This is a genomic window from Streptomyces sp. AM 4-1-1 (assembly GCF_029167625.1).
GTDB lineage: Bacteria > Actinomycetota > Actinomycetes > Streptomycetales > Streptomycetaceae > Streptomyces.
Map to the genome: position 1 here is coordinate 1,844,157 of NZ_CP119145.1, position 14,414 is coordinate 1,858,570.

At 71.0% G+C, this 14,414-nt stretch carries 14 protein-coding genes; 2 read left to right on the forward strand and 12 right to left on the reverse strand.

Features of this window, described 5'->3' with window-relative positions; genetic code table 11:
* Positions 1-2 precede the first annotated feature (2 nt).
* The 6 genes from recO to leuA form a co-directional block, all read right to left on the reverse strand.
* The gene (recO, locus tag PZB75_RS07750) at positions 3-749 is read right to left on the reverse strand and encodes a DNA repair protein RecO (protein ID WP_275534554.1); all 747 of its coding nucleotides are present in this window, start codon (positions 747-749) and stop codon (positions 3-5) included.
* A complete protein-coding gene (locus PZB75_RS07755; protein WP_275534555.1) occupies positions 746-1,504 on the reverse strand; it encodes a response regulator transcription factor in 759 nt (252 codons plus the stop codon). Before PZB75_RS07755 ends, recO begins: the two co-directional genes overlap by 4 nt.
* The gene (locus tag PZB75_RS07760; protein ID WP_275538626.1) at positions 1,501-2,730 is read right to left on the reverse strand and encodes an ATP-binding protein; all 1,230 of its coding nucleotides are present in this window, start codon (positions 2,728-2,730) and stop codon (positions 1,501-1,503) included. The genes PZB75_RS07755 and PZB75_RS07760 overlap by 4 nt, the downstream gene beginning before the upstream one ends.
* A gap of 68 nt (positions 2,731-2,798) precedes the next feature.
* The gene (locus tag PZB75_RS07765) at positions 2,799-4,844 is read right to left on the reverse strand and encodes an MMPL family transporter (RefSeq protein WP_275538627.1); all 2,046 of its coding nucleotides are present in this window, start codon (positions 4,842-4,844) and stop codon (positions 2,799-2,801) included.
* A 529-nt stretch (positions 4,845-5,373) separates the two neighbouring features.
* On the reverse strand, positions 5,374-6,075 hold the full coding sequence (locus PZB75_RS07770) for a TerB family tellurite resistance protein (protein ID WP_275534556.1): 702 nt from the start codon (positions 6,073-6,075) through the stop codon (positions 5,374-5,376).
* Between the two features lie 222 nt (positions 6,076-6,297).
* Positions 6,298-8,124 carry a 2-isopropylmalate synthase gene (gene leuA / locus PZB75_RS07775; RefSeq protein ID WP_275534557.1) on the reverse strand — a complete coding sequence of 609 codons (1,827 nt, stop codon included), beginning with the start codon at positions 8,122-8,124 and terminating at the stop codon, positions 6,298-6,300.
* A gap of 293 nt (positions 8,125-8,417) precedes the next feature.
* On the opposite strand from leuA, the gene PZB75_RS07780 reads away from it, so the two are divergent.
* On the forward strand, positions 8,418-9,494 hold the full coding sequence (locus PZB75_RS07780; RefSeq protein ID WP_275534558.1) for a M4 family metallopeptidase: 1,077 nt from the start codon (positions 8,418-8,420) through the stop codon (positions 9,492-9,494).
* 32 nt (positions 9,495-9,526) lie between these two features.
* The gene (locus PZB75_RS07785; RefSeq protein WP_275534559.1) at positions 9,527-9,793 is read left to right on the forward strand and encodes a protealysin inhibitor emfourin; all 267 of its coding nucleotides are present in this window, start codon (positions 9,527-9,529) and stop codon (positions 9,791-9,793) included.
* Between the two features lie 70 nt (positions 9,794-9,863).
* On the opposite strand, the gene era is transcribed toward PZB75_RS07785, so the two are convergent.
* The 6 genes from era to PZB75_RS07815 all read right to left on the reverse strand — a co-directional run bounded on the left by era (position 9,864) and on the right by PZB75_RS07815 (position 14,413).
* Positions 9,864-10,805, reverse strand: coding sequence for a GTPase Era (gene era / locus PZB75_RS07790; protein ID WP_275534560.1), 942 nt, complete (start codon positions 10,803-10,805; stop codon positions 9,864-9,866).
* Between the two features lie 151 nt (positions 10,806-10,956).
* A complete protein-coding gene (locus tag PZB75_RS07795; protein ID WP_275534561.1) occupies positions 10,957-11,322 on the reverse strand; it encodes a cytidine deaminase in 366 nt (121 codons plus the stop codon).
* A gap of 55 nt (positions 11,323-11,377) precedes the next feature.
* Positions 11,378-11,788 carry a VOC family protein gene (locus tag PZB75_RS07800; protein ID WP_275534562.1) on the reverse strand — a complete coding sequence of 137 codons (411 nt, stop codon included), beginning with the start codon at positions 11,786-11,788 and terminating at the stop codon, positions 11,378-11,380.
* 64 nt (positions 11,789-11,852) lie between these two features.
* Positions 11,853-12,245: an AraC family transcriptional regulator gene (locus tag PZB75_RS07805; protein ID WP_275534563.1), complete on the reverse strand. Its 393-nt coding sequence runs from the start codon at positions 12,243-12,245 to the stop codon at positions 11,853-11,855.
* 315 nt (positions 12,246-12,560) lie between these two features.
* Positions 12,561-13,016 carry a hypothetical protein gene (locus PZB75_RS07810; RefSeq protein ID WP_275534564.1) on the reverse strand — a complete coding sequence of 152 codons (456 nt, stop codon included), beginning with the start codon at positions 13,014-13,016 and terminating at the stop codon, positions 12,561-12,563.
* A gap of 131 nt (positions 13,017-13,147) precedes the next feature.
* Positions 13,148-14,413: a hypothetical protein gene (locus PZB75_RS07815; RefSeq protein ID WP_275534565.1), complete on the reverse strand. Its 1,266-nt coding sequence runs from the start codon at positions 14,411-14,413 to the stop codon at positions 13,148-13,150.
* Position 14,414 lies beyond the last annotated feature (1 nt).

Here is a 14,414-nt window from a genome sequence, read left to right on the forward strand (position 1 = left end):
TGTCACTTCTCTACGTACCGCAGCGAGCGCAGTCCGCGCTCCAGATGCCAGTGCAGATAGGCGGACACCAGCCCGCTCCCCTCCCTGACGTGACGCGCCTCGCTCGCGTCCGCCGTCTCCCAGTCACCGGTGAGCAGCGCGCTCAGCAGGGTGACGGCCTCCGCTGAGGGTACGACGCTGCCGGGCACCCGGCAGTCGCCGCAGATGACTCCGCCCGCCGCGACGGAGAAGAACCGGTTCGGTCCGGGCATACCGCACTTCGCGCAGTCGACGAAGCTGGGGGCGTAGCCGTTGACGGCGAGGGAGCGCAGCAGGAAGGCGTCGAGGATGAGGTGCGGCGCGTGCTCCCCGCGCGACAGGGTCCGCAGCCCGCCGACGAGCAGCAGGTACTGCTGGACGGCGGGCTCCCCCTCGTGGTCGGTGAAGCGTTCGGCGGTCTCCAGCATGGCGGTGCCCGCCGTGTAGCGGGCGTAGTCGGCGGCGATCCCGCCTCCGTACGGGGCGATGGTCTCGCTCTGGGTGCACAGCGGGAGACCGCGCCCGACGAGTTCGCTGCCGCGTGCGAAGAACTGCACGTCCACATGGGAGAAGGGTTCCAGCCGGGCCCCGAACTTCGACTTGGTGCGCCGCACCCCGCGCGCGACCGCCCGCACCCGGCCGTGGCTCCGGGTCAGGATCGTGATGATCCGGTCGGCCTCGCCCAGCTTCTGCGTACGCAGTACGACGCCGTCGTCCCGGAACAAGCTCATGCGCCCATTGTCCGGTACGGGGAGGGGCCGGCGGCCCCGGCCCCCGCGCCACCCGCGCCCACCGCCGTGCCGGTGCCCGGTCCGGACCGGTCCGCCGCGTCGCCGGCCGGTGTGACCAGGCCCGACTCATAGGCGATGATCACCAGCTGCGCGCGGTCCCGGGCACCGGTCTTCCCCATGATCCGGCTGACGTGGGTCTTCGCGGTGAGCGGGCTGAGGCCCAGGGTCCCGGCGATCTCGGAGTTGTTGAGGCCCCGGGCGACGAGCCCGAGCACCTGGCGCTCCCGGCCCGAGAGCCCGTCCGGGCCACCGCTCACGGGCGGCTGCGGGCTGCGCAGCACGCGGGCGATCAGCCCGGCCGTCGGGCCGGGCGAGAGCAGGGCGTCCCCGGCCGCGACCGTTCTGATGGCGGTGAGGAGATCGGCGGGCCTGGTGTCCTTGACGAGGAATCCGGACGCTCCCGCGCGCAGCGCCTCGACGACGTGCTCGTCGGTGTCGAACGTCGTCAGGACCAGCACCTTCACCCCGGCCAGGTCCTCGTCGGCGGCGATCAGCCGCGTCGCCCCGATCCCGTCGAGGTCGGGCATCCGGATGTCCATGACGACGAGGTCGGCCCGCGCGGAGCGGGCCAGCTCGACCGCTTCGACGCCGGTGCCCGCCTGGCCCACCACCTCCATGTCGGGCGCGGACTCGACGAGCATCGCGAAGGCGGCCCGTACGAGCCTCTGGTCGTCGGCGAGCAGTACGCGGATCACAGGGCGGTCTCCTGGGGCTGGTTCCGGTGCTCCCGCTCGTGGAACGGCAGCAGGGCGCGGACTTCGAAGCCGCCGCCGGGGCGGGGTCCGACGGCCAGTGTGCCCCCGGTGCTGCGGGCGCGTTCCCGCATTCCCACGATGCCGAAGCCGGCCGGGTCCCCGTCCGCCCGTCGCCCCGCCCGCCTCCTCGACGCGCCACCCGGTCCGTCGTCGGTGACGGTGACGCGCAGCGCCCGGTCGCCGTCGGGCACCACCGCGACGCTGATCCGTACCCCGGGCCCCGCGTGCCGGACCGCGTTGGTCAGGGATTCCTGCACGATCCGGTAGGCGGCGGCGCCGGTCGCCGGGGGCAGCCGACCCTCCGGGGCGCGCACCGAGAGGTCGACCTGGGCCCCGGCGGCACGGGCGGAGCGTACGAGGGCGGGCAGTGCGGCCAGGTCGGGCAGCGGCCCGTCCGCCTCGTGGCTGTCGGCGCGCAGCACCTGGAGGGTGGTGCGCAGTTCGGCGCGGGCCTCGCGGCAGGTGTCGGCGATGTCGTCGAGGGCCTGGGCGACGGCCGCCCGGTCGAGGCGTTCCGGGTCGACGGTCAGGATGTGCGAGGCGACCGAGGTCCGCACCCCGATGAGCGTGATGCTGTGCGCGAGCAGATCGTGCAGATCGCGGGCGATCCGCAGTTGTTCCTCGGCGACCCGGCGGCGGGCCTCCTCCTCCCGGGTGCGTTCGGCGCGCTCGGCGCGTTCCACGATGGAGGCGACGTACTGCCGGTAGATGCGCACGTCCACACCGCAGAACAGCACGGCGACGATCCACCCCGAGAGGCGCAGCAGTTGCAGTCCCTCGTGGGCGCTGATGGTGAGCACCACGGACAGCATGGCGCCGAGGACGCCGATGCCGGTCAGCAGTGTGCGCAGCGGCCTGCCGGTCGCGGCCACCGTGTAGAGGGCGATCCAGGTCTGCGGTATCGGCGCCATGTGCGTGTTGTCGCACCCGTGGTACGCCATGAGGAACGGGATCATCACCACCAGGGCGAGCAGCGGCCGGACCCGCCGGCCCACCAGGGGGACGACGGTGCAGACCAGCAGCGTCCAGCCCAGGGCGTCGGGGGCCCGGCCGCCGTCGGCGGTGATGCCGAGGGCGACCGAGAGCGCACCGGCCCCCGCCGCGATGAGGGCGTCGTTGCGCACCTTGTGCGGCGCTTCCAGGGGATCGCGGTTGACGACCGTCATGACGCGCTCACTCAGCCGCGGGGTTCGAGAAGGCACGGTGTCATCCTCCGGTACGCCCGCGCCCGCTGTCAGGGGGCCGGTACGGGTTCGGACGCGGGCCGTTCCGCCGGGTCCCCGACCGGTCGGCTCAGCCGGCCGGGCCACCACACCCGGTGCCGCAGGGCCACGCTCGCGGACGTCACCAGATAGGTCCGTACGAGGAAGGTGTCGAGGAGCACCCCGACCGCGACCACGAAGCCCAGCTCGACGAGGGACACCATCGGCATGTTCATCAGGACCGCGAAGGTCGCCGCGAGGACGAGTCCGGCCGAGGCGATCACCCCGCCCGTCGCGCGCAGCGCGGTCAGCGCGGCGTCCGCGGGGTCGGCCCCGGACAGCGATTCCTCGCGCATCCGGTGCATCAGGAAGATGCCGTAGTCGACTCCGAGGGCGACCAGGAAGACGAAGGACAGCAGCGGCAGCCCGGAGTCGGTGCCCCCGAGCCCGAGGAGCGGCACCGCCACCAGTCCGGCGATGCCGAGCGCGGCGCCCCAGACGGCGACCACGGCGGCGACCAGCAGCAGCGGGGCGACGAGGCTGCGCAGCAGGGCGATCAGGATCAGCAGGACCGACAGGAGCACCAGCGGGACGACGACCCTCAGATCGCGGGAGTCGGTGTTCTCCAGGTCGAGTTGCTGGGCACTGGGGCCGCCGACATGGCTGCCGTCCAGTCCGTCCCGCAGCGCCTCGATGGTGGCCCGCTCCCCCGCCGTTTCGGGGCCGTCCGACGCGGTGACGGCGAGTTCGGTCCAGCCGCCGCCGCTGCGCCCGCGTTCGACGGCGGTGACTCCCTCGACCGTACGGGCCTTCGCCTCGGCCCCGGCCGCCCGGTCGGTGGGGGTGAGCACGGTGATCGGCTGGGTGCCGTGCTCGGGGTAGGCGGCGGCGAGGGTCTTCATCGCCGCGACCGAGTCGGGGGCGTCGGTGAACGAGTCCTCCAGCGTGAGCGCGCCGGGCAGGTTGAACGCGCCGAGGGCCAGCGTGCCGAGGAGTGCGCCGCCGCAGACGAGCACGGCGACCGGCCTGCGTCCGGCCGAGCCGCCCATCGCGGCGAAGGGCGAGCGGCGCCGGGCGGGGGCGCCACCGTGCTCGGGCACGAGCGGCCAGAAGACCCGGCGGCCCAGGACCACGAGCAGCGCGGGCAGCAGGGTCGTCATGGTGAGGAGCGCGCACAGCACACCGACGGCGGCGATCGGGCCCATGCCATGGCTGCTGTTGAGGTCCGCCGCGAGCAGGCAGAGCAGTCCGGCGGCGACCGTCCCGGAGGAGGCGATGATCGCGGGTCCGCAGCCGCGCAGGGCGGCGGCCATGGCGTCCGACGGCCGGGCGGAGCGGTACAGCTCCTCGCGGTAGCGGGAGACGAGCAGCAGCGCGTAGTCGGTGCCCGCGCCGAAGACGAGGATGGTCATGACGGCCGAGCTCTGGCCGGTGACGGTGATGTCGAAGCCCCGGTTGAGGGCGTGGACGACGGCCATGGAGAGCACGTCGGCGATCCCCGCGACGACGAGCGGCACCAGCCACAGGAACGGGCTGCGGTAGATGAGGACCAGCAGGATCGCGACGACCGCGACGGTCGTGTACAGCAGCGGCCCGTCGACCGAGGTGTACACCTCCTGCGCGTCGACGGTGAACGCTCCGGGCCCGCCGACCTGGACGCTCAGCCCGTCGCCGCCCTGGGCGGTGGCGCGGATGTCGGCGACGAACGCGGTACGGGCGTCGTCGTCGTGGCCCGGCCCGGTCGAGGAGACCGGGTACATGAGGGTCGTATCGTCCCTGGAAGGTATCCCTCGCACGCTGCCACCGAGGCCGTGGTCCCGGACCACGGTGGCGGTCTGTTCGGCCGCCGTGGCCCGGTCGGCGGCCGTGAGCCCACCGTCCCGGTGGTAGACGAGGACGAGGTCGGTGGACTCGCCGCCGGGCAGGGCGTCCTGGATGCGGGCGACCTGGGTGGAGTCGGCGTCGGCCGGGAGGTAGTCGACCGCCCGGTTGCTCTGTACGTCGCCCAGTCCGCCCGCGAGGGGCCCGGCGAACGCGATCACGGCGGCCCAGAACGCGACGACCGCCCAGGGCAGCATCCGCCGAAGCCGCCTCCGGCCGTCACGGCCGTCACGCGTCGCCCCGGACAGCCCCACCGGTCCCGGTGGCACGCCGTTCTGTTCCGTTTCCGCCCTCATCACGGGGTCCCCTCCTGGTCGGTGTCCGGTGGTTCCAGACTTCCGGCCGGGGAGGGCCGATTCATCGCGCGCCGGGGCGACTTCGGCGCTACTGCGACGGTGGGCGCACGCCGCTGGTTACTCCTCGGGGAGTACGCCCCGTACGAGCGCGGGCGCACGACCGCAGGCGTAGAAGGGCGGGCGCACGGCCGCGGGCGTAGGAGCGCGGGCGCACGAGCGCGGGCGTTACGGGCGCGGGCGCACTGGCGCGGCGTCACGAGCACAGGCACACAAGGACGGGCACACGAGCGCGGGCGTTACGAGCGCGGACGCGCACACGGAACGCCGGGCGCCACCCGCGCCCCCCGTACGCACGCGCGCACCCGGCGCACGGACGCACAGACAGGCGCCTCCGGCCCCACAAGGTCACCCGTCGAGGACTCCCGCGCGCTCAGGACGGCGTACGGGCCGCCGCGAGCAGCCGGACCGTGTCCTCGGCCCGCAGTTGCAGCGCGTCCCCGACAGCGGTCAGCACATCGCGTTCCGCCTGGCTGTACGGTCCGTCGGCGAGCGCGATCCTGGCGCCCTGGAGCAGCAGCGATTCCCGCCCGGTCGGGGCCAGGTGCGGGGCGAGCGGCTTCAGCACCTCGTGCAGTTCGATCGCGAGCGCGGCACCGCACGCCTCGGCGGCCGGGCCGCCGCCGCAGCCCTGCTCGATGTCGGAGGCGAGCACCTGGACGATGGTGGCGAGCTGTTCCTCCGTGCAGTCCTCGATCCCCGCGCCGCGCACGGTGGCGACGGCGGCCGTCAGGGACGGCCCGGAGCAGGAGCCCCCGGCGGCGAGCACGCCGAGCGCGACGGTGTGCACGGCGTCGCGCAGCATCGCGGAGAACCGGGTGGTGGTGGGGTGGTCCAGGGTGTCCGTGCCGAAGTGACGGCGGCAGGCGGCGCATTCGACGACCGGGCCCTCGCTCCCGCGCGCCATCAGGGGCACGCCGAGGACGGCGAAGCGCCGACGGCCGTTGAGGCGGCGGTAGTTGCGGTCCCCTCCGCAGCCGGGGCAGTAGAACTCACCGTCACCGACGGTGTCCCAGATGGTACGGATGCCACAGATGCGCAGCTTTCCAGCGCTTCGTCCCAGGGCTGACCGCACGACGCACACCTCCGTAACGCTCCGGCAACGTTGCCGTGTTGACGTGATGTTAACCACACCCGTGAGGCGGCGTCAGTACCCCGACGGTCACAACGCTCCGGAGATGGCCGAACCCCGCCCCCCTCGAAAGGGCGGACGGGGTTCTTCGAACGTGCGCTCAGCTTCCCTCGGCCGGCCGGACCCGCGGCGTCCTCCCGCGCCGACGGACGGCGGACCGGCAGGTCAGCGGGCCGCCCGGTTGACCGCCGAGACGACCGCCTTCAGCGAGGCGCGCGTGGTGTTGGCGTCGATGCCGATGCCCCACAGCACCTTGTCGTCGATGGCGCACTCGATGTACGAGGCGGCCTGCGCGCTCGCCCCCTCGCTCATCGTGTGCTCGGTGTAGTCCAGCAGACGGGCGTCGATGCCGATGGCCTGGAGCGCCTGGAAGAACGCGGAGATCGGACCGTTGCCCGTACCGGTCAGCACGGTGTCCACCCCGTCCACGGTCGCCTCGACGGTGATCGTGTCGCGGCCGTCGCCGCCGGTCGTGCTCTGACCCGAGCGGATCTGCACCCGGCCCCACCGCGCCGCCGCGTCGTCCGGGCTGGGCAGGTACTCGTCGCGGAACGCGGACCAGATCTGCGCCGGGGTGACCTCGCCGCCCTCGGCGTCGGTCTTGGCCTGAATGATCCGGGAGAACTCGATCTGCATCCGGCGCGGCAGGTCCAGCTTGTGGTCGTTCTTCAGGACGTACGAGATCCCGCCCTTGCCGGACTGAGAGTTGACCCGGATGACCGCCTCGTAGGAGCGGCCGACGTCCTTCGGGTCGATCGGCAGGTACGGCACGGCCCACTCGATCTCGTCGACCGTCCTGCCCCGGGCCGCCGCGTCCGCCTCCATCGCGTCGAAGCCCTTCTTGATGGCGTCCTGGTGGGAGCCGGAGAAGGCGGTGTAGACGAGGTCGCCCGCGTACGGGTGGCGGGGGTGGATCTCCATCTGGTTGCAGTACTCGCTGGTCCTGCGGACCTCGTCGATCTGCGAGAAGTCGATCTGCGGGTCGATGCCCTGCGAGAAGAGGTTCATGCCCAGCGTCACCAGGTCGACGTTGCCGGTGCGCTCACCCTGCCCGAACAGACAGCCCTCGATGCGGTCCGCGCCCGCCATGATCGCCAGTTCGGCGGCGGCCACGGCCGTACCGCGGTCGTTGTGCGGGTGGACCGACAGGCAGACGTGCTCACGGCGGGAAAGGTTGCGCGACATCCACTCGAACCGGTCCGCGTGCGTGGACGGCGTCGACCGCTCCACGGTGGCGGGCAGGTTGAGGATGATCTCGCGGCCGGCCTCGGGCTGCCAGACGTCACAGACGGCCTCGCAGACCTCCAGCGCGAAGTCCAGCTCGGTGTCGGTGAAGATCTCCGGGCTGTACTGGTAGCCGAAGATCGTCTCGTCGCCGAGGATCTTGTCCGCGTACTCCATGACCAGCCGGGTGCCGTCCACGGCGATCTGCTTGACCTGCTCCTTCGATCCGCGGAAGACCACGCGGCGGAAGGTCGGGGCGGTGGCGTTGTAGAGGTGGACGGTGGCGCGGTGGGCCCCGCGCAGCGACTCCACGGTGCGCTCGATCAGCTCTTCACGGGCCTGCGTCAGGACGGAGATCGTCACGTCCTCCGGGATCGCGCCCTCTTCGATGATGGACCGGACGAACGCGAAGTCGGTCTCGCCGGACGAGGGGAACCCGACCTCGATCTCCTTGTAGCCCATGCGTACGAGCAGATCGAACATCTCGCGCTTGCGGGCCGGGGACATCGGGTCGATCAGTGCCTGGTTGCCGTCGCGCAGATCGGTGGAGAGCCAGCGCGGCGCCCGGGTGATCCGGTTGTCCGGCCAGGTGCGGTCGGGGATCTCCACCGCCTCGTACCCGGCGTACTTGTGCACGGGCATCCCGGACGGCTTCTGCAGGTGCGTGGCGTTCGTGACGGGCGTGGGGCGGCCGACGGATTCGGTCGAACCGGTGGTTCCGGCCGAACCGGCGGGACCTGCGGAATCAGCGGAAGATACGGCGGTCATGGCGTGGGGCTCCTCGGGTCCAGCGGTGGGACGGCCGACTGTGTCGCTGCAACACCGGACTCCGCGGGGAGGGGGTCGGCCTACGACTACAGGCCCTCGCCGCGGCAGCTAAGAAGGAGCAGCCCGAAACGCATGATGCGAAGAGCGTAGCCGAGGGAGGCCGGGGACGACGGTTCCGTATCAGTATGCGGGATCACCCGTCCGAAAGGGTTGAACAGCGACCCATCACTCTATTTCGTCAATCACCGTCGCAACCCGTGACACTTCCATGACGCGGTGCAACAGTCGATCGTATGCACCCTGAACTGGACAACGGGTTCCGTCCCGTCTTCTGCACCATCGTGCCGCCCCACCTCCTCGACAAGCTCTCGCAGGCCACGGACCCTGTGCTGGCCGGGCCCGCCCGCCGCACCCTGGACGGGGACGCGGCCCGCCGTACCCATCGCGAGAGGGCGGCCGCGGCCGGTCCCCTCACCGCCCCGGCCGCCAGGGCCGCCGCGTCCGACAAACCCCGACGCACCATCCACGACTGCCGCCACGGCACGAAGCTGCCGGGGAAGAAGGTCCGCGACGAGGGCGGGGCCGCCGCGAAGGACGCCAGCGTCAACCGCGCGTACGCGGGACTGGGCGCCACCTTCGAGCTGTTCCTCAAGGCGTACGGCCGCCATTCGATCGACGACCGCGGGCTGCCGCTGATCGGTTCCGTCCACTTCGACGAGAAGTACAACAACGCGTTCTGGGACGGCAAGCAGATGGTCTTCGGTGACGGGGACGGCGAGATCTTCGTCGACTTCACCGTGTCCGTCGACGTGATCGGCCACGAGCTGACGCACGGGGTCACCCAGTACACGGCCAATCTGAACTACTCCGGCCAGTCGGGCGCGCTCAACGAGTCCGTGTCCGACGTCTTCGGCTCCCTGGTCAAGCAGTACTCCCTGGACCAGACCGCCGACCAGGCCGACTGGCTGATCGGCGCCGGGCTGCTGGCGCCCCGGGTCACCGGGGTCGCGCTGCGCTCGCTGAAGGCGCCGGGCACGGCGTACGACGACGATGTGCTCGGCAAGGACCCGCAGCCCGCCTCGATGGAGCACTACGTCGAGACGACCGACGACAACGGCGGTGTGCACCTCAACTCCGGCATCCCCAACCGGGCGTTCTACCTCTTCGCCACCGCGCTCGGCGGCAAGGCGTGGGAGCGCGCGGGACATGTCTGGTACGACGTGCTCACGGGCGGCAAGCTGACCGCGAACGCGGACTTCGCGGCGTTCGCCAAGCTGACCGTGGCCGCGGCGCGCAGCCGCTTCGGCGAGGGCGACGAGGTGGAGGCGGTGCTCAAGGCGTGGTCGGAGGTCGGGGTGCGGGCCACTTGAGCGCCGGCCCGGTCACCGGTAGACAGGGTGCCATGCTGATTCAGGTAAGCCGGACCGGTGGTTTCGCGGGCATCCCACGCGACTGCGAGGTGAACACCTCGGGGCGGCCGGACGCGGCCGAGTGGGAGGACCTGGCCGAGACCGCCCTGGCGGACGGCGCCGCCGCACCGCCGACCGGGGTACCGGACGGTTTCCGGTACCGGATCACGGTCGACGGCCGGACCACCCACTGCGCCGACCCGCAGCTGACCGACGCCCAGCGGGCGCTGATCACCCGCGTCCTGAAGGAGGGCGCGTAGCCACCCGCACCCGTCCGCCGGTTGGCCGACCGCCGGCCGCCGGACCCGGCTCAGCTCGGCTCGGTTCGGCTCAGAAGCCCAGCTTGCGCAGTTGCTTCGGATCGCGCTGCCAGTCCTTGGCGACCTTCACGTGCAGGTCGAGGTAGACCGGCGTACCGAGCAGTGCCTCGATGTGCTTGCGGGACTTCGTGCCGACGTCCTTCAGCCGCTTGCCCTGCGGGCCGATGATGATGCCCTTCTGGCTGGGGCGCTCGATGTACACGTTCGCGTGGATGTCGAGGAGCGGCCGGTCGGCCGGGCGGCCCTCGCGCGGCAGCATCTCCTCGACGACCACCGCGATGGAGTGCGGCAGCTCGTCCCGTACGCCTTCGAGCGCGGCCTCACGGATCAGTTCCGCGACCATGACCATCTCGGGCTCGTCCGTGAGGTCGCCCTCCGGGTAGAGCGGCGGGCTCTCCGGGAGCATCGGGGCGATCAGATCGGCGAGCAGGCCGACCTGCTTGTCGGCGACGGCCGAGACCGGGATGATCTCCGCCCACTCGAAGCCCAGCTCCTCCGCGAGCCGGGAGACGGCCAGGAGCTGTTCGGTGAGGGTCTTGTGGTCGGCCAGATCGCTCTTGGTGATGATCGCGATCTTGGGGGTCCGTTTGATCCCCGCGAGTTCCTTGACGATGTACTTGTCGCCGGGGCCGAGCTTCTGGTCGGCGGGCAGGCAGAAGCCGATGACGTCGACCTCCGCCCAGGTGGTCCGCACCACGTCGTTCAGCCGCTCACCGAGCAGGGTGCGCGGCTTGTGGAGGCCCGGGGTGTCGACCAGGATCAGCTGCGCGTCCGGCCGGTGCACGATGCCTCGCACCGTGTGCCGGGTGGTCTGGGGCCGGTTGGACGTGATCGCCACCTTCCGCCCGACCAGAGCGTTCGTGAGGGTGGACTTGCCCGCGTTGGGGCGGCCCACGAAGCAGGCGAAGCCGGCCCGGTGGGGGGCGTTGTTCTCAGGGGTACGAGCGCTCATGGCGCCCATTCTCCCCGATCCCGGCGGCGACGGCGCACAGCGGGCCGCGCCGGGGCCCGCCGGGCACGGCCGGGAGCCCCGCCGGGGACGGCCGGCTCTCTCCCGTCCGGCCCCCGGCCCCGGCCCGACCCCCGTCCGGTCCCGGACCGGGTCAGCCCGCCGTCACCCGGACCCGCAGCACCCCGTCCGGCCCGGCGAGCAGCACGGGAGTCCCGGGACCGCCCAGGTCACGTACGGCGGCCCGGTCGGTGTCCGAGGGGGCCTGGGCGTCGGCGACGACCGCAGCCGCCTCCAGCGACCTCGCCCCGCTGGCCACCGCCATCGCGACGGCGGTCTGGAGGGCGGTGAGCTTCAGGGATTCCAGCTCCACGGTGCCCGCCACGTACGTACGGCCCGTCTCGTCCCGTACGGCCGCCCCCTCCGGCACACCGTTGCGGGCACGCGCGCTGCGCGCCAGGGTGATGATCTTGCGGTCCTCGGGGTCCAGCTCGCGGTCCGGATCGGTGATCTCAGTCATGGGGTGAGCATACGAAGGGGGCGGCCGGGCACGGGACGCGGGCACCGGGCGGGTGTCAGCCCTTCAGCTGGGTGAAGCGGAGTCGGTTGCCGAAGGGGTCGCGGAGGCCGCAGTCGATGCCGTACGGCCGGTCGGTGGGCTCCTCCGTGAACTCGACGCCCCGGCCCAGCAGCGTCTCGTACGTCTTGCGGCAGTCGTCCGTGGTGAGGATGAGCCAGCCACCCCCCGCTCCCTTGGTGACCAGTTCGCGGACCTGCTCCGCCGTCTCCTCCGACATCGCCGGAGCGCCCGGCTTCTCCAGGAGGACCTGCCGCTCGGGGTGGCCGGGGGTGCTGACGGTCAGCCAGCGCATGGAGCCCATGTCGATGTCGGCGACGACCTCCAGGCCCAGCTTGCCGACGTAGAAGTCGAGGGCTTCGTCCTGGTCGAGGACGTAAATCTGCGAGTGCGTGATGGCGTTGAACATGTGCGTCACGTTACTGAGCGGACCGGCCGAAGACTTATCCGAATCTGCTCGGTCGCCGACCGGATCAGGCGTTCGGCCGCGTCCACGCCATCGTGAAGCAGGTGGGGACGCCGATGGCCGCCGTCTCCTTGCGGTACGCCCTCGGTGACCGGCCGACGATGTCGTGGAACGTGCGGCTGAACGTCCCCGTGCTGCCGAAGCCGACCTCGAAGCAGATGTCCGTCACGCTGCGGTCGGTCTCACGCAGCAGGGACATCGCACGCTCGACCCGGCGGCGCTGGAGGTAGCGGTGCGGGGTCTCGCCGAACGTCGCCCGGAAGGTGCGCGAGAAGTGCGCCGGGGACACCAGGGCGATACGGGCCAGGGCCGGGACGTCCAGCGGTTGCGCGTAGGCACGGTCCATGACGTCCCGGGCCCGCAGCATGCGGCGGTTGGTGTCTTCGGCGGCGCGGCTCACGATGTCATCAGACCACGGCCCAGACGGTTCCGGCCCCGCGTGACGGTCCGGCGACCGCAGAGGGCGATGGGTCGGCGGCGGAATCCACCAGTTCCGGCACATCTCGTCCACGCGTCGGCCGCATTCATGGACCTGGCCTTCGGAATGAAGGGATCAAGTCGCTCCTCTCGCGGCCCGTTGGGGCAGATCCACCCGGTGGGCACCGCACCGGTACGAGCATGCCAATGCCTGTACCGGTGCGGTGCGTCCGCTTCTGCCATCGTGACCCCGCCAGGACGACGGGACAGTTCTCAGCGGGATACCGAATCCCTCTGTTCACAGCCCGCGCAGTGGGCCGCGCCGCACACATGTTGCCGATGCTCCGGCTGCGAGAGCGAGAGCGGTCATCAGGAAAGCGAGGGATGAGTGGGCGGGGTGCAGGAGCCACGCCCAGTGCCGGGGAGCACCGGCCGGCGTCCAGCCTGTCGCGCCCAGCACAAGGGGCACCACCGTGGTTAGAAGGGCTGCGGTCCGGGTCCCTAGGAACGCGGCCACCAGCATGGCGATACCGATATATCCCGCGGTGTTGCGGCCGATGACGAGTGCGATGTCCTTGTCCAGGGACAGATCGACCCCTATAGCGGTCACGGCCGAGAGGGCAGCCACGGACAGCCCGAGCGCGGTGTCCCATCTGTTGATCGGTCGGGTCGCAACGGTCTCCAACCGTCTGTCCGCGCGCCCGATGCCGTGCATCAGGACGACGGCGGGAAGCACCGGGACGAGGTGACCCATGAGAAATCCGCCCGATTGCCCTGTCAAGATGGGGATGGGCAATTCGGCCTCGCCGACCACAAGGCCGACGCAGACCGTCACCGCAGAAGTGATCACGAGAGCCCAGGGCGCACGGATCTTGAGCCACCAGCTCACGAGCCGCCCCTTCTGGGTATCAGTTGCGGATTCACATCGCAGGCACCCATGGCCTGGAAATTCACCCGGTACCAGATGGTTTGGGTCTCACTGGGAAGACTTCTGATCTTCTGCGCAAGCGCTGTCGCTTCGGTCCCGGTGTGCCGAGTGGTGGTCTCGACCGTGGCGCCTGCGGTCAGCAGCATCCAGGCCGCTACCGGGGCAGCGGCCTCCGCAGCCGGATAGGACTGCCGAGCGGCACAGGCCGGCGTAGGAGGCAGCAGGCCGGAAACCACCCCCGCGGAAATGTCCTGCTGCCGGGCGCCTGGCGAGATGCCGAGCTTGGCTTCCTTGCCTGAGGCGTGAGCCGCCATGGTCAGAACGTCGGGGGTGCTCACACCAGCCTCATGAAGCGAGCGCACCACTCTGCTCGCCTGGCTCCGGACCATGGCGGGATCACGCACCTCGGGCCACAGGCACACCTTGAGCCCGGCCACGCTCTCGCAGCGCAAGTCACTGTCCGGCCGCGCGACCAGCGGCTCGCTGGACAGACCATGCGCGAAAGCCGTACCGACCCCCGTACCGACCAGGACGAGCAACAGGCCGGATACCAAAGCTTTTCGTGTCGCGTCGAAGCTGATGACCGTGACGCAGGCGAGCACGATACCCAAGGTGAAGGCGACGGCACTCCAGACAGCCCACACGTTTAGCACTTGGTCCGTCCCGCAGCAAGCACTCAGTCCGCCGCCCACCAGATGTCGTATCCAGAGAATGTTCCACGAGGCCGGATAGGCATTCGCCACAAAGGCGGACACAAGAACGGCGGGTACGGAAAGGACTGCCGTCCAACGCCGCCCTATGCAATATCCGACCAGGGTGTTGGAAGTCACCACGAGCAGTTCGACGGCAAGAATTCCCCAATCGGGCGACCCCCAGCCCACGGCAGCCGCGTTGGCCGACAAGCAGAGGGCGACCAGACAAGTGATCGCACCACCGGCGACCACCAGGGTCAGTACAGGAGCGCTGACACCAAGAGGGCTACGAACATGGGGGTGGCCGAAGACTCCACCCCGGCTCAGCCTCGCACCTTCCCAGGCCCCAAGCCCCGCGCAGATGGTCGAGACGAAGGGCAGAGCATAGGTGGAGCTTCCCGTGGCCGAGGGCCAGTAATGATCAGTGGTCCAGGACGTCAGGTCATGCCCGATCGCGAGCAGGACGAACACGACGAGCAGCGGAATGACATAGGTGGCAGCAGAGGAACGAAAGAGGGTACGCAATAACATG